The organism is Streptomyces capillispiralis (assembly GCF_007829875.1).
Lineage (GTDB): Bacteria > Actinomycetota > Actinomycetes > Streptomycetales > Streptomycetaceae > Streptomyces > Streptomyces capillispiralis.
In genome coordinates this window covers 4,119,039-4,138,352 of record NZ_VIWV01000001.1, presented here as the reverse complement: position 1 = coordinate 4,138,352, position 19,314 = coordinate 4,119,039, and the positions used below count along the sequence as shown (strand labels likewise).

The following is a 19,314-nucleotide window of genomic DNA, read 5'->3' as shown; positions in this document are numbered from 1 at the left end:
TCTGCTCAGGCGTCCTGTCGTGCCCGTGTGGTGAGGCTGTGCCGTGGCTGTGAGTCCGGCGGGAACGCCAACTGGTCGGGCGCGGCGGGCAGATGGAGCGTGAACACGGTCCGTCCCGGCGCGCTGTCGACGGTCACGGCGCCGCCGTGCGCGCTCGCCACGGCCTGCACGATGGCCAGGCCCAGACCGGTCGAACCGGTGGCACGGGTGCGCGCCGAGTCGCCGCGCGCGAACCGTTCGAAGACGTGCGGGAGCAGGTCCGGCGGGATGCCGGGCCCGTCGTCCGCCACGTCCACGCGCAGCCAGGGCCCGCCGCGGCTCACCCGGGCCGTGACGGTGGTGCCCGGCGGGGTGTGGCTGCGGGCGTTGCCGAGCAGGTTGACGAGCACCTGCTGGAGCCGGGCGGCGTCGGCGAGCACCGTGGCGGGCTCGTCGGGCAGCTCCAGCCGCCAGACGTGGTCCTGGCCGGCGGCACGGGCGTCGCTGATGGTGTCCACGACGAGCGGTACGAGGTCGGTCTCCTCGAACCGCAGGGGCCGCCCGGCGTCGAGGCGGGCGAGCAGCAGCAGGTCCTCGACGAGCAGTGTCATCCGGTCCGCCTCGGACTCGATCCGCCCGAGCGCGTGCCGGGTGTCGGGGCCGACGCCCTCCCTGCCGCGCCGGGTGAGTTCGGCGTAGCCGCGGATGGAGGCGAGCGGCGTGCGCAGTTCGTGGCTGGCGTCCGCGACGAACTGCCGTACCCGGGTCTCGCTCTCCTGGCGTGCGTGCAGCGCCCCGTGGATGTGGTCGAGCATCCGGTTGAGGGCCGCGCCGACCCGGCCTACCTCGGTGTGCGGGTCGCACTCGGACTCCGGGACGCGTTCCTCGAGGTTCACCTCGCCGCTGTGCAGCGGGAGTTCGGAGACGCGGGTGGCGGTGGCGGCGACCCTGCGCAGGGGGCGGGTGGCGACGCCGACCAGGACGTACCCGGCGATGCCGGCGGCGACCAGTCCGGCGCCGGTGACGCTGACCTCGACCAGGATGAGGGTGCTGACGGTGTCGTCGGTGTCCTGGGTCGGCAACGCGGTGTAGAACGCGCCGTTGCGGCCGCTCTCGTACGCCACCCGGTACTGGCCCAGCCCCGGGACGTCCACGGTGTGCGGCGTGCCGTCATGCGGGACGGTGTCGAGAGCCGCCAGCTGGGCGGCGGAGAGGGCGGCGGCCTCGGGGGTCGTGATCCCGTTCTGCTCCCGCTTCTTGCTGACGATCCCCTCGGCCGCCCGGCCGTCCTCGACGGTCGCGCCGATGACGCCGAAGCCCTGCGGACCCCTGGTGACGAATTCGAGGGGTTCCTCCTGGCCCTTGCCCAGCAGGTCGGGCGGGGGCTCGCCGTTCACGGGCCCGCCCGCCGCGCGCAGGGCCACCTCGTGCAGCTGCCCGTCGAGCTGTTCGTACAGGTGCGACCGGAGCGCCAGCGTGGTCACGGTGCCGATCACCGCGCACACCACCGCGATCAGCGCCACGGACGCGACGACGAGCCGCGTCCTCAGCGTGCGCGGCTTGCCCACACGCCGCGCCGGACGCGGTCGTCGCCGCCCGCTCACGCGACCGCGGGCTTGATCAGGTAACCGGCGCCGCGCCGGGTGTGGATCATCGGCTCCCGCCCGGCGTCGATCTTCCGGCGCAGGTACGAGATGTACAGCTCGACGACGTTCGCCTGCCCGCCGAAGTCGTAGGACCACACCCGGTCGAGGATCTGGGCCTTGCTGAGCACGCGCCGCGGGTTGCGCATGAGGAAGCGCAGCAGCTCGAACTCGGTGGCGGTGAGGTGGATGCCGTCCCCGCCCCGGGTGACCTCGTGGCTGTCCTCGTCGAGCGTGAGGTCGCCGACCACCAGCACCGACTCCGACCGGCGGTCGGCCGCACCGGAGCGCCGGATCAGGCCGCGCAGCCGTGCGACGACCTCCTCCAGGCTGAACGGCTTGGTGACGTAGTCGTCCCCGCCGGCGGTGAGCCCGGCGATGCGGTCCTCGACGGCGTCCTTGGCGGTCAGGAACAGCACGGGCACGTCGGGCAGCTCGCGGCGCAGCCGCCCGAGGACGGACAGTCCGTCCATGTCGGGCAGCATCATGTCCAGGACGACGGCGTCCGGCCGGAACTCGCGCGCGGCCCGCAGGGCGCCCTGGCCGTCCCCCGCGCTGCGGATCTGCCAGCCCTCGTACCGCAGGGCCATGGACATCAGCTCGGTGATCGACTGCTCGTCGTCCACCACCAGCACGCGGACGGGGCTCCCGTCCGGCCTGAGCAGTTCGGTGCGCCCCTGGGGCGAGATCGTGGTCATACCGCACACGATGTCCGGGGCCTCTGAGAGCACCCTTTCGGCAACCTGTGTTTTCGCTGAGAAACGCACAGGGACCGACCAGGCGGCCCCGCGCTCAGTGCCGCCCGTCACAGCCGCCGGTCAGTGCCGCTCGGTGGGTGGCAGGTCAGTACCTCGCGGCGCGGGGCCGGGCAGTCCGAAGAGCCGCACCGCGTTGTCGTGGCACACGCCCCTCAGCCACTCCGCCCCGAGCCCCAGCCGCTCCAGCGCGTTCAGCTGGTGGAGGTACGGATAGGGGATGTTGGGGAAGTCCGAGCCGAGCAGGATCCGGTCGCCGAGGGCGGCCAGCCGGGGCAGGGCCCGGCGGGGGAACGGCGCCAGGCGCTCGCTGAAGTCGGTGAACGCCATGGTGGTGTCGAGCCGGACCTCCCCGTACCGCTCGGCGAGGTCCAGGAAGTCCTCGTACTCGGGCATCCCGAGGTGCGCCACCACCAGCCGCAGCCGGGGGTGCCGCGCCAGCACCCGGGCGACCGGCTCGGGGCCGGTGTGCTTGCCGGGGGCGGGACCCGACCCGCAGTGGATCACCACCGGCACGCCCGCCTCGGCGAGCAGGCCCCAGACGGCGTCGAGCGCCTCGTCGGCCGGGTCGTACGCGCCGACCTGCACATGCGCCTTGAACACCCGGGCGCCCGCTTCCACGGCCTCCCGGACGTGGTCCACGGCGCCCGGCTCGGGGAACAGCGTCGCGGTGTGCAGGCAGTCGGGGGTGCGGCGGGCGAAGTCGGCCGCCCAGCCGTTCAGCCAGCGGGCCATGCCCGGCTTGTGCGGGTAGAGCATGGCGGTGAAGGCCCGCACGCCGAACGCCCGCAGCAGCGCGGCCCGTTCGTCCTCCTCCGACCGGTACGTGATCGGCCACTCGACGCCGCCGGTCAGCGGCCCGAGTGCGTCGAAGTAGGCCCACACCTTGCGCAGCACCCGCTCCGGCATGAAATGGGTGTGCACGTCGACGAGCCCGGGCAGCCCGAGGCCCTCCCAGAAGCGCCGCACGTCGGCGGCTTCGGTACGGGTGTCCGGGTGAGCGCTCATCCCGACACGATCACCCGTGACGGCGTGCCCGGTCCACCCCCCGTAGCGACCGGAATCATGCCCCTCGGTCCCACCGCAAGCAGCCCTCGCGGAGCACCGCTTCCCCTCCCCACAGCCCGCCCCTCAGAACAACCCGTCCTGCGCCCGCGCCCCCGCCCGCTCCCGGAGTGCCCGGACCGGCACCGTGAGCTGCCGCCCGCCGGCCGGGACCAGCCCCCACCCCGGCAGCAGCCGGGTGTCCAGCACCACGACCCCCCTCTCCGTCAGCAGATGCAGATCGGGACCGGCGGCGGCCACCAGCTCACCGCTCACCACCCCCGCGGCGACCAGCTCGGCGACCTCCCCCACGGCGGCCCGCACACCCGTCAGCCCGAACACCCCGACGTGGTCGACGGGCCGGAAGGGCTCGCGGCCGAGCGACTCCGGCCACCCGCTCAGCGCGACCGCCCGCGCGTGCAGCTCGGCCGTCTCGGCCGCCCGCTCCTCAGCCGTCGCGGGGAGGGACGCCCTCGCCGCCCGCTTGTCGGCGTAGGCGATGCGGTCGGGCACGCGGAGCGCGGCGCGCAGCAACTCCTCGGTGCGCCGCGCCGCCATCAGCGGCCCGGTCCCCAGCCAGCTGAAACAGACCGCGCCCTGCTCCAGCAGCCGCGCCGACCCGCGCTCCACCGCCGTGATCCCGACCTTGGCCATCCCGGGACCGAACCACGCCAGGTATACGCGGTAGGGCCGCGGATCGTCCGCGACGGTGTCGGCGGCCACCGAGTGGGCCCGGTCCAGCCGCGCGCACTCCTCGCAGCGCGCCCCCGTACTCCGCGCCGGGACCCGCGCACCGAGCGGACACGCGTGCCCCCGCGCCCCCACACATCCGCGCACTCCCCCTTCCCCGACCCCGAAGGCCACCCGCTTCCCCCAGGCCAACGCGGAGCGCCGGCCGCCTTCCCACACCAGCACGGGCCCGTCCGCCGACCACCGCAGCCCCGCGCACCTCCATGCCTGTCCCATCCCTGCCGAGAGTAGAGGCGCCCACTGACATCACCGGCGGGCCCGCAGTTCACGGAACCCCCACTCCCCCCCACGACCGCGGGAGCGGACACGGCAACCCGCCGCCCCCGGCCCGCACCCGCGACACCTACGAGCCCTACTACACCCGCATCACCACCCTCTCTGCCGACTGCACAGGAATGATCGGGCGCATGACGACAAAAGTGGGCCCCCGCCCCGACGGCGATTGGACCGAGCGTCTGGGCTGGGCCCACGGCCTGATCGCACCGGACCCCGTCGACCGCGCCGCCGCGCTGGCCCACCTGGCCGACGCCCGCGCCGAGGTCCGCGCGGCACGCGCCCGGTACCACGAGGCCTGGCGCCGGACCGCGGGACCGGGGCACGGGCCCCGGCACCGGGACCCGGCGCTCGCAGCCGCCCAGCGGGCCTACGACGACGCCGCGAGTCGCTGTCTGCCGGAAGCGCTGTGGAACACACCGGTGACCGGGGGCATCGCCACCTGGCCGGGCCTGCCCTTCGCACTGCTCTTCCTCGAATGGGAAGCCCGCTGTCCACAGGACTGGACGGAACACGCCAAGGCCTGGGGGACGAAACAGAAGCTCATACGGGAACTCTCGGCCGGCGGCCACGACGCAGCGGTCACCGCCGTTCTCGTCGGCCTCGTCGACCTGGTCGTCCGGCGCGCCTACCGGTGGAAGGACCGCGAGTACGTGCGCTTGGCTCGCGCCGTGGACGGAGCCGACCTGCGCGGCCGACTCGACCGGGCCCGCCAATCGGACGACCCGTGGGCACAACTGCACGCCCGCTACGTGCTCTGGCTGCTCGACCGCCCCGCAACACCCAACACCCGCCACGTCTGGCACACCTGGCTCACCGCCACCGACACCCAAGCGCCCTCGTCGACAAGACCCGCCTGACACCGGTCGGCGTAGCGGCGCCCTCGACCGGAAGCTGCTCCGGCCCGATCCACTGCCGCACGCCCCGGAAACGCCGAAGGCCCCGGAGTGATCCGGGGCCTTCGCTCTGTGTGCACTCGGCAGGATTCGAACCTGCAACCTTCTGATCCGTAGCTCTACATAGATCAGTCATCAGGGGTCATACAGGCCGCCGCGCGGGGGGTGAGAAGTACCGACGGCTGTGGTCGGTTGCTGGAGTTGCTGTACTTCACTGCTGTACTGCAACGCGAGGCAAGGGGGCAGACCCCGAGGAGCCTGCCCCCGCCAATCACTTGCCCTTCGGCTTGTGCTTGGTCGGGTCAACGAGCTTGTAACCCTGACCAGCCTTGGGCGTCGGCGGAAGGGGCTTGCCCTTCACGGCCGTGACCTCGGTCTTGGAACCGGGGACCTTGTACTGCCCCGACTCCGGCGCCGGCGTACCCGGCGTGAGCTTCTTAGCCATCTTGATCACCTACCCTTCGAGCTGGATGCCGCTCGATGTTGCCCCTGCCCTTCTGGGTGAAGGGTCGAGCCATGTAGGGTCGTTGGGCGCCTAGAAACGCATCACGACCCCAGTTCGAGCAGGCACCGACCCCGCGTCAGTCCTTCTGAACTGGGGTCTTTCGCGCTGTCGAGAAGGATAGCGCCTCCTGTGACTCAAATGGGGTACGGGGACCACAACTTGTGGGCCCGTCAGGTAAGCCAACCACTAGATGTAGGGGTAGCTGCGAACCTTTCAGGCTACCGGCAGCCACTGACAAGGGCCCGTGGCCCTCGATGGACCAAAGCACGGCGGCAGGCCACTACCCACCGTTGAAGGACGTCACCCTGCCGAGGCTGGCACTGATGTCAGGGACCCATGGCTCCCTTGACAAGTCTGCGCACACGGTTCAGGCACAGACTGATCGCCTACGGAGCTACGACGGCTCCCGTCGTGATCGACTCGGGCTCCTGTTGCGAGGGGAGCTGTGCCCCGCCCCGATGTGTTGTCTCCTGGATGAGGTTCCGGAGTTCGTCAGGCGTGGGCCACGGCGCGCGGCGGTGAATCATCCGGTGACAGTTGGCACAGATCAGCGCGAGATCACTGAGCCTGGTCCGCCCCTCGCCGGCCTCGTGCAAGGGCACGACGTGATGACACTCGATGTATCCGGCGCCCCGCGGGCCGTAGGTCGCCTCGAAGTCGAAGCCGCAGGCCTCACAGACGAGGCGGCGGCCCTGGCGCAGTACGGCATCGATCTTCCTCTTGCGCAGTCCCTTGTCCCGCTCCCGGCTTTTGTGACGGCGTATCAGCAACCTGCCCTCGGGTGCGCTGTAGTCGTCTTCCTCCTCGGCCTCCGGCGGTACGGCGTGGAATGCACCTGCGGTGAGGCCGTCCCGGATGTGCTGGGCTACCGTCGCCATCTCGGCCGGCCGGGCAAGAAAGTCGTTCAGGACTTCGACATCGAGCGCGTTGCCGTTCGTGGGCTTCCCGGGGTAATCCGGGTGTCGGCACGTGATGTCGACGGTCTTGCGAGCCACGCCGTTGGGATTCCGGAACAGCTCGGTACGTACTTCTTCAGGATGGATCGGCATGGTCTGCAACAGTGCAGACAGCTCGATCACGCGTGGGTCGTTGTACTCCAGTCGCTTCCAGTCGTTGGTCCTTGCCAGGTCGCAGGCAAGGATGATCTCGTCGCGCGTCCAGTCGGGATCTCGGGACGAACGGATTACAAAGCCGAGTCGGGCGAGCCACCTGGCGGCGTGCGACCGTCCCCCGCTCAACTCATCCGGCCTCAGGGCTCGCCCTTGATCGAACTTGTGGGCCACCCCGGCAATGGCCTTCGAGTCGTACGTCCGGTCCTCGTGTATCAGGAGGTACCCCGTCGCCGGCTTGTACCCGTACTCGGCCAGGAACCGGTCACGGCCCCAATCCTTGTACTCAGCTATGGCCTTGAGAACACCGTCTCGACTGATCGCACCTTTGCGCATGACGGAAGGGTAGGCGTCACCGCTGACAACCCGTTAGACGTCTGCTCTCCTCAACCACCACTCTCCCCAGCTCCCATCCCGTCCGCCGTCGACCCACACACCGTGGAGCGGGCGTGGTTCCTGGCGTCCAGGTGGAGCGCGCCACTGTACGAACGACCTGGACGCCAGGGGCCGCGCCTGCTCGGCTCTGCCTGGGTCGACGGCGGTCGGGATGGGAGCACCCCACGCACGCCCCAACGTGCCCGCGGTCGGCAACGGCGCCCCCTCCATCCCGGTGCCGGCCGATCCCCCGCCGGAGGCATCGTCTTTGACCGTCGCACGCCATGCGGGCTCTACCCTCGGGCCGTTGCTTCGCTGCGGCCCCATGGGCCGGCCCCGGCGCCGAAGGCGCAGAGGGGCCGAGCCCAAGGGGCCAGCCCGCGCCTCGCGCGGGCCCTTGAACCAGTAGAGAAAGTTTGAATCATGCTCGGACCGTTGGTGTGGCCGGTCCCCGTACATGCTTGACAGCTCGGCCCCGAGCTGACGATTCACGAGGCTCGTGAGCCTGGGTCCTGTTGGCGCGTGGTGTAGAACCCTGGGCATGGGGAGTGAACGGCGGGAGCGGATGAAGGCGCTCGGGGCACGTCTTCGCGGGCTTCGTGCAGAGGCTGGCCTGACGGGTGCCGTGTTGGCGCAGCGGGCTGGAGTGGGACAGCCGACCGTGTCCAAAGTTGAGACCGGGCGCATGGTTCCGAGTGCTGATGTGCTCGACCGGCTCTCGCATGCCCTCGGCCTCGACACGTCGACCGCGGGTGAAGTACGTGATCTCTTGGCCGCGGTGGAGTCTGCGTCAGACTCCGAGCAATCAATCTCCGGTGGGGCTCCGGCCTGCCTGACGATCGATGAAGAGGTGCGGTCCGCTCGCCTGGTGCGTTCGTTCCAATGTGTCGTTCTCCCGGCCATGCTCCAGAGTGCGGAGTACGCCCGGCACATCTTTGAGAGCGCACCGGGGGTGACCCCAGAGGAAGTCGGCCGGGCTGTCGCTGCTCGTGTGGACCGGCAGAGCGTCTTGTACGAGCCGGGGCGGGAGTCGGTGTTCGTGCTGACGGAAGCGGTGTTGCGGACCTGGCCGGGGACTCCTGCTCTCATGCTCGCCCAGCTCGACCGGCTGCTGGCCGTCGAGAGTCTGAGCATGGTGCGCCTCGGGATCATCCCCTGGCGCCGACCGGTGCCGGTCCTGCCACGCCACGGGTTCACGTTGTGCGATCAGCGGGCTGTCGTGGTGGAGAGCTTCGGCGGTGAGCGGGTGTCCGACGACGCCTACGAACTGGCCTCGTACGAGGAGGCGTTCAGCCGCTTCGAGGAGGCTGCTGTATTCGGTGAGGAGGCGCGGCACCTGCTGCTGCTCGTGATGAAGGAGTTCCGGGACTTGGGAGACACCCTCACCCCTTAGAGGAATAATTCCTCTCAATGCCTGGTCTGTTGGTGGCGCATGCGAATACTCTGCCGCTGGGCTGTCTAGCCCCCTAGACATAGGTGAGGAGAGTCCCATGCGCTCCAAGTGGTGCCGTGCCTTCCCCGGACTGGCTGAGGAAGTGGCACGTGCCCGTCACTTCGTCGCCGCCCTGCTGAGCGGCCACGGTCCTGTCGATGATGCCGTCCTGGTCGTGAGCGAGCTCGCAACCAATGCCGTGCGGCACACGCTGAGCGGCGCGGTCGGCGGCTGGTTCCTCGTGGTGATCGACTTCGGCGATGACATCGTACGCATCGAGGTGGTCGACCAGGGCGGCGAACACGTACCGCACCTGCGTGACGCGGGCACCCATGAAGAGGGCGGCCGCGGGTTGCAGATGATCGCGGCCTGCGCGAAGGACTGGGGCGTGAAGACCTGGCCCGAAGGGCGGTCCGTGTGGGCCGATCTCGCGCGGGAGGGTGTGTGACCGCGCTCCGCTCGGTGTCGGGTCGTGGCCGTCTTGTAGGCGGTAGCGAGTGAGTCCTCGGGGTGTGCCGCGGCGATTGGCGGGCTTCTATGTGATCGGCGTTCAGTCGGGACGGCGTCTCCCGCCCATTTCGTCTAGGGCCCTAGACTCCTGGTTACTGCTAGGAGGTGAGGTCATGTCGGACGAGCTGCAACGGATCATGGCGATCGATGATCCGTACCGGCTTCTGCGCGAGGTCACGACTCGGTTGGCCGACGCGCAGCAAGAGGTGACCGAGCTGGCCCGGCTCCGGCGCCGTGTGGTGCAGGACCTCCATGCGCAAGGGCTGTCGTATGCGCAGATCGCGGCAAAGGCCGGGCTGAGCCGCGGGCGGATTCACCAGATCCGGCACACCGGGCCGGCGCCGGAAGGTGCCTTCCTCGGCAGGGGCGCTGTCACGGTCGCCACCCCGTTGCGTCGTGACGACGAGCGCGGTCGGACGGTCGTTGCCGTGGACGACGTCAGTTCCGGCAAGCGACTGGAAGACCTGGCGCGGTCCTACGGGCTCGACGTCACCTCGGAGCACGTGCCGGTGAGCGGTGAGATCGACCTCAACCGGGACGGCCTGGTCGTCGTCTGCGGGCCGCGCATGTCCCAGGAGATGTGGGAGACGTACGCGCAGGATCCCGTACTGCGCTGGGAGCGAGCGGAAGGCGGGCCCTGGACCCTGGTGGACCACCGTACCGGCACCGTGTACCGGTCGGGCCAGGACAGCGAGCCGGCCCGCCCGTACGACGTCGGTTACCTCGGCAGGCTGTCACGCCCGGACGGCTCCGGTTCGCTGCTGGCCATCGCCGGTATCCACACGCAAGGCTCCCTCGGCGTCGTGCAGCTGCTCGCCTCCGACCTCAACACGCTGTGGGGCCAGGTGGGGGACCACCGCTTCTCCACGCTGGTGGGCGTCGAGTACGACCCGGAGACCAGCGAACCGCGGTCCGTCGAACTGCTCTGCCCCCTGTACCGGCACGACGAGGAGACGGCGGCGTGAGGGTCACCCTCTCCACGCTGCCTGCCGACCCGGACCGGGAGAACGAAGACTTCGCCGCTGCCGCTCCCGGCGCTGCCGTCCTCCTCGACGGCGCCGGCGTCGGCGGGGCCGAGACCGGGTGCGCGCATGGTGTCGCGTGGTTCTCGGCAACGCTGGGCGGCTTGCTGCTGCGCAGCATCACCGCGCAGCCTGCCCGACCGCTCACCGACTGCTTGGCTGACTCCATCGGGCTCGTCCGGGCGCTGCACGAGGACAGTTGTGACCTGGCCTACCGGGCGAGTCCGACCAGTACGGTCGTCGCCGCACGGGCTGCTGGGGAAGTCCTGGAGTACCTCGTTCTCGGTGACTCCTCGCTTCTCCTCGCCGGCACGGACGGAAGCATTGACGTGCGCACCGACCGACGCTTGGACGAGGTGGGCAAGCGTCTGCGTGGGCCAGTCGACGCGCTGCCCACCGGCTCCCCCGAACACACCGCCGCACTGGCCGAGTTCCGGGACGCCTTGACGGGGCTGCGCAACCGGCCGGGCGGCTTCTGGATCGCTGGGCCCGACCCGCGGGCGGCGGAGCACGCCTTGACGGGGACGGCGCAGCTGTCGTCCCTGGCGTCCGTCTCACTGCTGAGCGATGGCGCGAGCCGGCTGGTCGACCGCTTCGAACTCATCGACTGGCAAACGGGGTTGTCTGTACTCGACTCCTCCGGTCCGGACGAGCTGATCCGCCGCGTACGCGAAGCCGAAGCCGACGACCCCCACGGTCGACGTTGGCCGCGCGGCAAGGCGCGGGATGACGCCACCGTCCTGCACTGGGAGCTTCCCTAGCACCTTCGGGCGCCAAGACAGACTTGCATACCCCCCTAGACAGTTGACGGCGCGTCGGTTTACGGTAAGCGTCAACCCCCCCTAGACAGTTGAGGGCGGGCCTCCCCAGACTGTCTAGGGGGGTATTCAGTTCGCGTCACGCCGGTCGCCCGGCGTCAACAACCCTGTGAGGTACAGAAATGCGTGTCATCCCCGTGGACACTTCGGGCGCGACGCTGCTCGTCACCAAGCTGCCCGAGGTCAAGGTCAGGGACCGGCAGACCGGAGAAGTCGCCGTGGACCCGGTGACCAACCAGCGCCTTATGGTCCTGGAGTTGGTGTTCATCGCGGTCGGCGGCTCGGACATGATCAAGGTCACCGTCCCCGAGCAGGGCATCGGCGACGGCCTGGTGATGGGCGCGCCGGTCATCCTGTCCGGTCTGGTGGCCCGGCCGTGGGAGAGCGAGTTCGGTGGACGCGCCCGGCACGGCATCGCGTACCGTGCCGACGCCGTCATGGTCGACGCCCCGGCACCGGTGCAGGGCTGAGCGCCATGACCGACACCTTCCGCACTCTGTTACCCGTCCTGCTGGTCCTGGTCGCGCTGCTGGTGGTGCGCCGCCGTGTGCCGGTGCTGTTCTGGTGGCTCGTCGGATATCCCGTCGCCGTGCTCCGAGTGCTCGCCTCGTACCGCGCCACCATGGACGCGTGCGGGCTGACAGTCCCGGCCTCGGCCGTTCGCCGGGCCACCGCCCGGATGATCGGGCGGCAGGCGGCCCCCGTCCCTCCTCGCCACTCGTTCCCGCTGCCCACCGCGTCCGGGCTCGTGATGCGACTGCGCATGGCCGCCGGGCAGGCGCCCGAAGACTTCACCGCCTCGGCCGACCGGCTGCGGCACGCCTGGGGAGCCCACGCCGTGCACGTGCGTCCCACGAAGCCGGGACGGCTCGAACTACGGCTGGTCGGCTGGGACGTGCTTACCGAGGTACGGCCCGCCCGGCGACGGTTGGCGACTGAACCGCTCTCGCTGCCGCTGGCACTGCGGGAGGACGGCGAGTGGCATGTACGGGATTTCCGCACCGTGCCACACGAACTCATCCTCGGCGCCACACAGTCCGGCAAGTCCGTCTACCTGCGCAACCTGCTGTGCGGCCTGGCCCGGCAACCGGTCGTGCTGGTCGGCATCGACTGCAAATGGGGCGTCGAACTGGCGCCCTTCACGCCCCGCCTGTCCGCGCTCGCCGACCACCCGGACCGTGCGAACGATCTCCTCGACGTCCTGCTGGATGAGATGGAAGCACGGTTCCGCCTGATCGGGCTCTCGGGAGATGCCGGACCCGACTCCGTGCTCACCTCGGACGTGTGGGGACTGCCGGAATCCGTGCGGCCGGTGCCGGTCGTGGTCGTCGTGGACGAGGTGGCCGAACTCTTCCTCGCAGCGGGCAAGGACGAAGAGAAGCGGCGGGATGCCATGGTCACCAAGCTCATCCGTATCGCCCAGCTCGGCCGCGCGGCCGGCATCTACCTGGAGGTGTGCGGCCAGCGCTTCGGCTCCGAACTCGGCAAGGGGGCCACCATGCTGCGCGCTCAGCTGACCGGCCGGGTGTGCCACCGCGTCAACGACGAGTCGTCGGCGAACATGGCGCTCGCCGACATCTCCCCTGAGGCGGCACTCGCCGCAACCTCGATTCCCGCCGACCGGCCTGGTGTCGCCGTCGTCGGAGACTCTTCCGGCGGCTGGTCCCGAGTCCGCTCGCCCCACCTCACCCTCGATGACGCGGCAGCCGTCTGCCGCGACACCGCCGCCCTGGTTCCGGAACTCCCGCGGCTCGACTCCTTCCGGCCCGTCATCGAGTCGGCCGCGCCGTCCTCGTCCTCCGCCGCCGTGCCCGCCACCCGCCCGGCGACCGAGTAGCCGCATTCCCCCTTCTGCGGCCGGCGTGACCGTCTCGCGCCACGTCCCTACCCCGCCCATGCCCGAAACCGAGAGGAAGCCCATGCCCCGCCCCACCATCGCCGAGGTGAGCGCGCTGATCGCCGATCTGGCCGCGTTTCGGCAGGACCGGACCCCGGCCGACCACGCCGCGCTCATGCAACGCAAGGCGGACGTCCTGGAGCGCATCGCCGCCCACACCCCCGGTGACGCCGACGCCGCAGAGGTGGCCCGCCTCGCCCGTGAGCGCGCCGACGCCCTCAAGCCCGCCGACTGAGCGAGCGGAAGGAGTCGATCCGATGCGAGCCCACTTGGCCCGCGTGGACGCTGTGATCGTTCAAGCCGTCATCGCGGGCGCCCTGTCCTTTTCACACCTGCACGACCTGGCCGAGGCAGCCGGACAGAACGGCTGGAAGGCATGGGCCTACCCCGTCAGCGTCGACCTGCTGCTGGTAGCCGCTTGGCGCCGGATGAGGCAGTTGCAGCGAGCGGGACAGGCGGCAGGCGGCCCGCGACTGTGGTTCCTCATCGCCCTGGCCGCCTCCCTCGGCGCCAACGTGGCCACCGCCGGGCTCCTCGACCTGGACGACGTCCCCGCCTCGCTCCGCGTCGTGGTCGCCGGCTGGCCCGCCGTCGCCTTCTTCGGCGGAACGCTCCTGGCCCACGCACCACACCTCCCGGAAGCGCCGACCGTCCCGGTCTCGCCGACGGGGGACACGGAGACACGCCCTGCTCCGGCCACTGACGACACGACCGACCGAGAAGCCCTCCCGGCGCCGCTCACCGAGCCTGAGCCCGTTCCCAAGCGCATCGCCGCCGAACCGGTGGCCACCTCGACCCCGGTGCCCGCTCCCGCCGTTGCTCTGCCGCCTGCCCTGGTCGACCGCGTCCGGGCCATGGCCGAAGAACACCGCTCGACCACCGGCCGCCCCGCCGACCCCGACGCCGTACGCGTCCGGCTGGGTCTGCCTCCCTCCATGACCGCATCCGTCGCCGCTCACCTCTGAGAGAGGAGCACCACCGTGAACCCCCGCTTCCGCAACGTCCGTCGCATCGGCCCCGTGAACGTCGCCTCGTACATCCACCGCGGCCGGCACCGGCACCTGGCCGCCTGCACCGCGCCCCGCTGCGACTTCTCCGCCGAGTACGACAGCCGCGCCGCCGCCGAACTCGCCGCCCGTACCCACCGCTGCTCGGCCTGACAGGAGACCACCGCCATGGACGTTCCGCTCTGGCTCGCCCTGCTCGTCGTCGGGGTCCTCGGCGTCAAGCTCATCCGCCCGCCCTGGTGGCTCATCGCCGCACTGCTGCTCGGCGGCTACCTCCTCGCCGACAGCCTCCTGGCCCCCGTCATCGACATCGCCGTCAAGTAATCACGAAGGGAGACCCGCTGATGTTCCGGCCCAAGATCCCCACCATGCCCCAACCGACCGGTCTGGTTGCCCCGCCCACCGCTGTCGCCCCGGCCGCCGTTGCGGAGCCGACCGCCGTCACCCCGGCCGTCCCGACTCCGGTGCCCCCGGCGCCGTCCCGTTCGGCCGTCCAGCTCACCCCGGGCACCGCGCTCGCCCTCGTCGGGGGCGGCGCCGCCGTGGTCCTGGTCGTCGGCGCCGTGCTGGTCTCCATGCTCCTCGCCGTCGCCATCACCGCCACGTCCGTGGCCGTGTGCGCCGTCGTCATGCGCTCTCTTCTGAGCCGCCGCTGACCCGCTCGTCTCTGGCCCGCCCGCCCAGCTTGCCTGCGCTGTCTAGCCCCCTCGACAAGCCGGGCGGGGGTGCCTGCGCACAGGGAACCCCCGACTTCTCTGCAAGGAGGAAACCGCACATGCACTCCACGGCTCCGGCCGGAGCCATCCGTCATCTGGCGTCCCTCGCCCGGCACGGCGACCTCAGCGCCTACGCCCGACAGATCCAGCGCCTTGGCGGATGCGAGCGGCCCGTGCGGATGGAGGGCCACCGGCTCGACGTTCACGCCGCCACGGGCGAGATCGTCCGCGAGATCACCGACCGGGACCTTCCGGCCGGACAGCTCCTCATCCGCTGCAACAACCGCCGGGCCACCCGGTGCGCCACCTGCGCCGAGGTGTACCGCAAAGACACCTTCCACCTCGTCACCGCCGGTCTCAGCGGCGGCAAGGGCATCAGCCCCGGCGTCGCCCAACACCCCCGCGTCTTCGCCACCTTCACTGCCCCGTCCTTCGGCCCCGTCCACAACCGCCCCGGCGGCGGCCGGTGCCGCTGCGGACGCCTCCACGCGGACGACGACCCCGCCCTCGGCACGCCCCTGGACCCGGACCGCTACGACTACCGCACGGCCGTCCTGTGGAACGCACACGCCGGGGCACTGTGGGGCCGCTTCACCACCTACCTGCGCCAACAGCTCGCCTCCCGCGCGGGCATCGGCCGCTCGGCACTGCGCCACTGCCTCAAGGTCTCGTACGCCAAGGTCGCCGAGTACCAGCGGCGCGGCGCCGTCCACTTCCATGCCGTCATCCGCCTCGACGGACCCGACGGCGCCGAGGACGCCCCTCCACCCTGGGCCACGACCGACCTGCTCACCGACGCGATCCGCTCGGCGGCCCGCCTCGCCGAGACACCCGGCCCGGTCCTCGACGGCCATGCGTACGCCTTCCGCTTCGGCGAACAGCTCGACCTCCGCCCCATCCGCTCGGCCGACTTCGCGGGCACCTCGGAACTGTCCAGCCGCGCCGTGGCCGCCTACATCGCCAAGTACGCCACCAAGGGCGCCGAGACCGCGGGCACCCTGGATCGGCCCATCCGCAACCCGGTCACGGACCTGATCGGCTCCGGCGTCACCGACCACGCCCGGCGCATGATCCTCACCTGCTGGCACCTCGGCGCCCTCCCCGAACTCGAAAACCTGCGCCTGCGCAAGTGGGCCCACATGCTCGGCTTCCGCGGCCACTTCTCCACCAAATCCCGCGCCTACTCCGTCACCCTCGGCGCCCTCCGCCAGGAACGCGCCGACCACAACGAAACCCTCACCGCGAGCGCGCGGCCGAGGCCGGCCACCCGCTGCCCGACCCGGACACCGTGCTCGTCCTCTCCCACTGGCGCTTCGCCGGAACCGGCCTGACCGCAGCAGAGACCTGGTTCGCCGCCTCTCACCGAACCACCCCCACAAGTGAAGGAGAACCCACCAAGTGACCTCGGTGACCATTCAGCGGAAGTGGCACACGACGGCCGAGGTCGCCGAGATGCTCGGCTTCGGCCTGTCCAAGACCAAAGCGCTCGTGCTGAGCGGTGAGATCCGCTCCGTGAAGATCGGTCGCAACCGGCGAATCCTCCCGGCGTGGGTCGACGAGTACGTGAACCGCTGCGCGGCCGACGCCGAGAGGTCGGCGGCATGAGCGGCAAGCGGGCCAACGGTGAGGGGTCCATCTACCCGTACAAGAACGGCTTCGCCGCGTACGTCTGGGTGACCACTCCGGACGGCAGCCGGAAACGGAAGTACGTCTACGGCAAGACCCGTGAGGAGACTCACGAGAAGTGGATCAAGCTGCACGGTGAAGCCAGCAAGGGGCCCGTACGGACTCGGCATCGCACGGTGGAAGCGTTCCTCTCGTACTGGCTGGAGTCCATCGTCAAACCGAACCTGGCTCCGCTGTCGTACGTCTCGTACGAGGGATCGGTACGGCTCTACATCGCCCCACACCTGGGCGCGAAGCGACTGGACAAGCTGACCGTCCGGGACGTGCGCGAGTGGCTGACCAAGCTGGCCGGCATCTGCCAGTGCTGCGCTCAGGGCAAGGACGCCAAGCGGGCTCCGGCTCGGCGCCGATGCTGCGCCTCTGGTGAGTGCTGCGAGGCGTATCCGTCCCGCCGGGTGATCCAGGCTGCGCGTGATGCCCTGCGGGCAGCTCTCACCCACGCCGTGACCGAAGAGGAGATCAGCAAGAACGTGGCGTCCCTGGTCAAGGTCCCCAAGCCTCGTCGACGTCGGATCAAGCCGTGGTCCGTCGTCGAGGCCGGCCGTTTTCTCGATGACTCGCTTACCCGTGAGGATCCGCTGTTCGCCGCCTGGGTCCTGGTCCTCTGCCTCGGCCTCCGGCGTGGCGAGGTCCTCGGCCTCACCTGGAAGTCGATCGACTTCGAGACAGGGGAGCTGTACGTGGATCACCAGATCCAGCGCGCGGGCCGTCACATCCTCCACCGGGAGACCAAGACCGAGGAGTCCGACGACTTCCTTCCCCTTCCCGCCTTCTGCCTCAAGGCGCTCCGCATGCGCCGTGCCCAGCAGACTGGGGACCGGAAGGCGGCTGGGGAACTTTGGCAGGACACCCGCGGCCTGGTCTTCACCACTAAGTACGGGACGCCCATCGAGCCGGGGAACCTGACCCGCATGTTCGCCCTGCGCGCCCGTCGTGCCGGCCTCCGAGTGATCCCGCTTCGGAACACCCGGCACACGTGCAGCTCGCTCCTGGTCGCCCTCAAGGTGCATCCGAAGGTGGCGCAGCGCATCCTGCGGCACTCGCAGATCGCCATGACGATGGAGGTCTACGCCGAAGCAAGCGAAGAAGAGGTGCGCGCGGCGCTCGGCAAGCTGTCCGAAGCGATGGGCGGTGGCGACAGGGCGGGAACCGGCTGACATCAGCCGTTGCTGTACTTCGCTGCTGTACGCCACTGAAACGCAAGAGGCCCCGGATCTCTCCGGGGCCTCTTACCTGTGTGCACTCGGCAGGATTCGAACCTGCAACCTTCTGATCCGTAGTCAGATGCTCTATCCGTTAAGCTACGAGTGCTTGTCTCTTCAGTTTTCTCGCCGCTCCTTGGGCTTTTCGGCCCCGCTCGCGGCGACAGGAAGAACATTACATGACTGCCGCCGTCATGTGAAATCCGTTAGGTCTACCCCTTGTGACCTGCGCAGATACCGGATCGGCGGGGTGTGGGTCACGTTCGGTGAGGGCCGGTCGGAGGCGGGTTGTGGCCGAGTCGGCGTGAGATGGCGTCCGCCGTGGCGACGGCCATGAGGCCGAAGCGGCCGCGACCGGTTCCACGCGGTCCGTGAGGACACGTTCTGCTCGTTGGGGCCGTGGGGCATCACGCGGGACGAGGTGCCGGACCCGCAGAGCGTCGCGATCCGGACGTGGGTCAACGGCCGGCTGACGCAGGACGGAACCACGGCCTCGATGATCTTCGGCGTCGCCGAGCTGGTCTCCTACCTGCTCGCGCTCGCGGTTCTTCACGCCGGCGCCGGGCGATGTCGTCCTCACCGGGACACCTGCCGGGCGCGGCGCTGCGGGGTCTCGGCTGCTGCCAAGAGGTGCTGAAACGACTCAGGGAGTTCAGCCGACATCGGCTGAACTCCCTGGTCCTGGGGCGGAGGCGGAGGGATTTGAACCCTCGATGGGCTTTAAGGCCCAAACCGCATTAGCAGTGCGGCGCCATAGACCGGACTAGGCGACGCCTCCATGCACTACCTTCCGCGCGCGAGCGCGGGCGGATCGTGCGTGCCGATGATGACACAACCGTGTGGGGTGTCACCAATCGCCCCCCACGGTACTAGGCGGAGAGCCCGCAGGGCAAAGCCCTTCCGACCGGCACGTCGCCGGGGCGCAACGTCCCGCGCGGTGGCGCGTTGTGCAGGTCATGACGCAGATCGTCCGCCCGGACACCCTCCGACCGCCCGCCCCCCGGTCCACCGCCCGGTCGACCCCCTCCCCCGCGGCTCCGCCGGCCCCCTCGTCCGCCGCCCGGCCCGCGTGGCGGCGCCTCGCCGTCGGTGCCGCCGCCTCCGTCGTCCTCGCCTCGCTGTCCACGGCGCCCCCGGCGGCGTACGCGCAGGACGCGGCGCCGCGCGGTGACCACCTCGTCGTCACCGTGCGCGACGTGGGAGGCGGGGCGGACGGGACGTACGAGGTGCGCTGCCGGCCCAGTGGCGGCAGTCATCCCGACCCCGCCCGGGCCTGCGCCGCCGTCGACCGGAGTGCGCGGTGGGGGCAGGACGCCTTCGCCCCGGCACCGCGCGACGCCGTCTGCACCATGCAGTACGGCGGGCCCGCCACCGCCCGGATCACCGGCACCTGGGCCGGCCGTCCCGTCGACGCGACGTACGACCGTAAGAACGGCTGCGCGATCGCCCGCTGGGACGCGCTCGTCCCCCTGCTGCCCGAAGCGAGCGCCCCGGAGCGCCCGTGACGGAGACCGGGAGCGCGTGGGGGCGCGCGGCGGTGAGTCGGGGCACAGGGGGCGTAAAGGTCCCGCGAAGGTTCGGGGCGCGTCGCCGCAGGCAGTTACGGGTACCGGGGCTACCCGGCGTCACATCGCCGTCACTTGGTCGTGCGTCCCGCGTCCCGTCCGACGTCCCCCGCGCGATCCCAGCCCTTAG

General features: G+C 70.6%; 22 protein-coding genes, 2 tRNA genes and 1 pseudogene. 17 read left to right on the top strand and 8 right to left on the bottom strand.

The window, feature by feature from the left end:
- Nucleotides 1–5: 5 nt before the first annotated feature.
- The 4 genes from FHX78_RS17750 to FHX78_RS17735 form a co-directional block, all read right to left on the bottom strand.
- Nucleotides 6–1,583, bottom strand: a complete 1,578-nt coding sequence (locus tag FHX78_RS17750) for a sensor histidine kinase (RefSeq protein WP_145868424.1) — start codon at nucleotides 1,581–1,583, stop codon at nucleotides 6–8.
- Nucleotides 1,580–2,320, bottom strand: a complete 741-nt coding sequence (locus FHX78_RS17745) for a response regulator transcription factor (protein ID WP_167531787.1) — start codon at nucleotides 2,318–2,320, stop codon at nucleotides 1,580–1,582. Before FHX78_RS17745 ends, FHX78_RS17750 begins: the two co-directional genes overlap by 4 nt.
- Nucleotides 2,321–2,440: 120 nt before the next feature.
- Nucleotides 2,441–3,385 (bottom strand): amidohydrolase family protein, encoded by a 945-nt coding sequence (locus tag FHX78_RS17740; RefSeq protein ID WP_145868422.1) that lies wholly within the window; start codon nucleotides 3,383–3,385, stop codon nucleotides 2,441–2,443.
- Between the two features lie 123 nt (nucleotides 3,386–3,508).
- The gene (locus FHX78_RS17735) at nucleotides 3,509–4,387 is read right to left on the bottom strand and encodes a DUF2797 domain-containing protein (protein WP_145868421.1); all 879 of its coding nucleotides are present in this window, start codon (nucleotides 4,385–4,387) and stop codon (nucleotides 3,509–3,511) included.
- A gap of 191 nt (nucleotides 4,388–4,578) precedes the next feature.
- Between FHX78_RS17735 and FHX78_RS17730 the strand changes: the two genes are divergently transcribed.
- Nucleotides 4,579–5,304: a hypothetical protein gene (locus FHX78_RS17730; protein WP_145868420.1), complete on the top strand. Its 726-nt coding sequence runs from the start codon at nucleotides 4,579–4,581 to the stop codon at nucleotides 5,302–5,304.
- 307 nt (nucleotides 5,305–5,611) lie between these two features.
- Here the strand turns inward: FHX78_RS17730 and FHX78_RS36815 are convergent, their stop codons facing one another.
- Together FHX78_RS36815 and FHX78_RS17725 are read right to left on the bottom strand one after the other, a co-directional pair.
- Nucleotides 5,612–5,785, bottom strand: coding sequence for a hypothetical protein (locus FHX78_RS36815; RefSeq protein WP_167531786.1), 174 nt, complete (start codon nucleotides 5,783–5,785; stop codon nucleotides 5,612–5,614).
- A 446-nt stretch (nucleotides 5,786–6,231) separates the two neighbouring features.
- Nucleotides 6,232–7,290 (bottom strand): HNH endonuclease, encoded by a 1,059-nt coding sequence (locus FHX78_RS17725; protein WP_145868419.1) that lies wholly within the window; start codon nucleotides 7,288–7,290, stop codon nucleotides 6,232–6,234.
- A gap of 580 nt (nucleotides 7,291–7,870) precedes the next feature.
- Here FHX78_RS17725 and FHX78_RS17720 point away from each other — a divergent pair.
- From FHX78_RS17720 to FHX78_RS17655, 14 genes and pseudogenes are all read left to right on the top strand, one after another.
- Entirely contained in the window at nucleotides 7,871–8,722 is an 852-nt protein-coding gene (locus FHX78_RS17720) for a helix-turn-helix domain-containing protein (protein WP_145868418.1), read from the top strand.
- A 97-nt stretch (nucleotides 8,723–8,819) separates the two neighbouring features.
- Nucleotides 8,820–9,209 carry an ATP-binding protein gene (locus FHX78_RS17715; RefSeq protein WP_145868417.1) on the top strand — a complete coding sequence of 130 codons (390 nt, stop codon included), beginning with the start codon at nucleotides 8,820–8,822 and terminating at the stop codon, nucleotides 9,207–9,209.
- Nucleotides 9,210–9,384: 175 nt separating this feature from the next.
- Entirely contained in the window at nucleotides 9,385–10,236 is an 852-nt protein-coding gene (locus FHX78_RS17710; protein WP_145868416.1) for a sigma factor-like helix-turn-helix DNA-binding protein, read from the top strand.
- Nucleotides 10,233–11,054 (top strand): integrase, encoded by an 822-nt coding sequence (locus tag FHX78_RS17705; protein WP_145868415.1) that lies wholly within the window; start codon nucleotides 10,233–10,235, stop codon nucleotides 11,052–11,054. Before FHX78_RS17710 ends, FHX78_RS17705 begins: the two co-directional genes overlap by 4 nt.
- A 179-nt stretch (nucleotides 11,055–11,233) precedes the next feature.
- Nucleotides 11,234–11,581: an SCO3933 family regulatory protein gene (locus FHX78_RS17700; RefSeq protein ID WP_145868414.1), complete on the top strand. Its 348-nt coding sequence runs from the start codon at nucleotides 11,234–11,236 to the stop codon at nucleotides 11,579–11,581.
- Nucleotides 11,582–11,586: 5 nt separating this feature from the next.
- On the top strand, nucleotides 11,587–12,948 hold the full coding sequence (locus tag FHX78_RS17695) for an FtsK/SpoIIIE domain-containing protein (protein WP_145868413.1): 1,362 nt from the start codon (nucleotides 11,587–11,589) through the stop codon (nucleotides 12,946–12,948).
- 82 nt (nucleotides 12,949–13,030) lie between these two features.
- Nucleotides 13,031–13,243, top strand: a complete 213-nt coding sequence (locus FHX78_RS17690; RefSeq protein WP_145868412.1) for a hypothetical protein — start codon at nucleotides 13,031–13,033, stop codon at nucleotides 13,241–13,243.
- 22 nt (nucleotides 13,244–13,265) lie between these two features.
- A complete protein-coding gene (locus tag FHX78_RS17685) occupies nucleotides 13,266–13,973 on the top strand; it encodes a DUF2637 domain-containing protein (RefSeq protein ID WP_145868411.1) in 708 nt (235 codons plus the stop codon).
- 15 nt (nucleotides 13,974–13,988) lie between these two features.
- Entirely contained in the window at nucleotides 13,989–14,168 is a 180-nt protein-coding gene (locus FHX78_RS17680; RefSeq protein ID WP_145868410.1) for a mobile element transfer protein, read from the top strand.
- Nucleotides 14,169–14,183: 15 nt separating this feature from the next.
- The gene (locus FHX78_RS17675) at nucleotides 14,184–14,339 is read left to right on the top strand and encodes a hypothetical protein (protein WP_145868409.1); all 156 of its coding nucleotides are present in this window, start codon (nucleotides 14,184–14,186) and stop codon (nucleotides 14,337–14,339) included.
- Nucleotides 14,340–14,359: 20 nt separating this feature from the next.
- Entirely contained in the window at nucleotides 14,360–14,671 is a 312-nt protein-coding gene (locus FHX78_RS17670) for a SpdD-like protein (protein WP_145868408.1), read from the top strand.
- 119 nt (nucleotides 14,672–14,790) lie between these two features.
- Nucleotides 14,791–16,133, top strand: a pseudogene (locus FHX78_RS17665) (replication initiator).
- Nucleotides 16,130–16,336, top strand: coding sequence for a helix-turn-helix domain-containing protein (locus tag FHX78_RS17660; protein ID WP_145868407.1), 207 nt, complete (start codon nucleotides 16,130–16,132; stop codon nucleotides 16,334–16,336). The pseudogene FHX78_RS17665 and the gene FHX78_RS17660 overlap by 4 nt, the downstream one beginning before the upstream one ends.
- Nucleotides 16,333–17,574: a site-specific integrase gene (locus FHX78_RS17655; protein WP_145868406.1), complete on the top strand. Its 1,242-nt coding sequence runs from the start codon at nucleotides 16,333–16,335 to the stop codon at nucleotides 17,572–17,574. Before FHX78_RS17660 ends, FHX78_RS17655 begins: the two co-directional genes overlap by 4 nt.
- 81 nt (nucleotides 17,575–17,655) lie before the next feature.
- On the opposite strand, the gene FHX78_RS17650 is transcribed toward FHX78_RS17655, so the two are convergent.
- Nucleotides 17,656–17,728: transfer RNA gene (locus FHX78_RS17650), tRNA-Arg, on the bottom strand.
- A 282-nt stretch (nucleotides 17,729–18,010) separates the two neighbouring features.
- On the opposite strand from FHX78_RS17650, the gene FHX78_RS17645 reads away from it, so the two are divergent.
- Nucleotides 18,011–18,256 carry a fumarylacetoacetate hydrolase family protein gene (locus FHX78_RS17645; RefSeq protein WP_425282234.1) on the top strand — a complete coding sequence of 82 codons (246 nt, stop codon included), beginning with the start codon at nucleotides 18,011–18,013 and terminating at the stop codon, nucleotides 18,254–18,256.
- A 50-nt stretch (nucleotides 18,257–18,306) separates the two neighbouring features.
- Here the strand turns inward: FHX78_RS17645 and FHX78_RS17640 are convergent.
- Nucleotides 18,307–18,397, bottom strand: a tRNA-Ser gene (locus FHX78_RS17640).
- 178 nt (nucleotides 18,398–18,575) lie between these two features.
- On the opposite strand from FHX78_RS17640, the gene FHX78_RS17635 reads away from it, so the two are divergent.
- Entirely contained in the window at nucleotides 18,576–19,124 is a 549-nt protein-coding gene (locus FHX78_RS17635; RefSeq protein WP_145868405.1) for an SSI family serine proteinase inhibitor, read from the top strand.
- The last annotated feature ends 190 nt before the right edge of the window (nucleotides 19,125–19,314 follow it).

Coding starts and splice junctions, on each gene's coding strand:
- FHX78_RS17745 (WP_167531787.1), bottom strand. CDS start 2,320: ATGACCACGATCTCGCCCCAGGGGCGCACCGAACTGCTCAGGCCGGAC.
- FHX78_RS17740 (WP_145868422.1), bottom strand. CDS start 3,385: ATGAGCGCTCACCCGGACACCCGTACCGAAGCCGCCGACGTGCGGCGC.
- FHX78_RS17735 (WP_145868421.1), bottom strand. CDS start 4,387: ATGGGACAGGCATGGAGGTGCGCGGGGCTGCGGTGGTCGGCGGACGGG.
- FHX78_RS17730 (WP_145868420.1), top strand. CDS start 4,579: ATGACGACAAAAGTGGGCCCCCGCCCCGACGGCGATTGGACCGAGCGT.
- FHX78_RS36815 (WP_167531786.1), bottom strand. CDS start 5,785: ATGGCTAAGAAGCTCACGCCGGGTACGCCGGCGCCGGAGTCGGGGCAG.
- FHX78_RS17725 (WP_145868419.1), bottom strand. CDS start 7,290: ATGCGCAAAGGTGCGATCAGTCGAGACGGTGTTCTCAAGGCCATAGCT.
- FHX78_RS17720 (WP_145868418.1), top strand. CDS start 7,871: ATGGGGAGTGAACGGCGGGAGCGGATGAAGGCGCTCGGGGCACGTCTT.
- FHX78_RS17715 (WP_145868417.1), top strand. CDS start 8,820: ATGCGCTCCAAGTGGTGCCGTGCCTTCCCCGGACTGGCTGAGGAAGTG.
- FHX78_RS17710 (WP_145868416.1), top strand. CDS start 9,385: ATGTCGGACGAGCTGCAACGGATCATGGCGATCGATGATCCGTACCGG.
- FHX78_RS17700 (WP_145868414.1), top strand. CDS start 11,234: ATGCGTGTCATCCCCGTGGACACTTCGGGCGCGACGCTGCTCGTCACC.
- FHX78_RS17695 (WP_145868413.1), top strand. CDS start 11,587: ATGACCGACACCTTCCGCACTCTGTTACCCGTCCTGCTGGTCCTGGTC.
- FHX78_RS17690 (WP_145868412.1), top strand. CDS start 13,031: ATGCCCCGCCCCACCATCGCCGAGGTGAGCGCGCTGATCGCCGATCTG.
- FHX78_RS17685 (WP_145868411.1), top strand. CDS start 13,266: ATGCGAGCCCACTTGGCCCGCGTGGACGCTGTGATCGTTCAAGCCGTC.
- FHX78_RS17675 (WP_145868409.1), top strand. CDS start 14,184: ATGGACGTTCCGCTCTGGCTCGCCCTGCTCGTCGTCGGGGTCCTCGGC.
- FHX78_RS17670 (WP_145868408.1), top strand. CDS start 14,360: ATGTTCCGGCCCAAGATCCCCACCATGCCCCAACCGACCGGTCTGGTT.
- FHX78_RS17655 (WP_145868406.1), top strand. CDS start 16,333: ATGAGCGGCAAGCGGGCCAACGGTGAGGGGTCCATCTACCCGTACAAG.
- FHX78_RS17635 (WP_145868405.1), top strand. CDS start 18,576: ATGACGCAGATCGTCCGCCCGGACACCCTCCGACCGCCCGCCCCCCGG.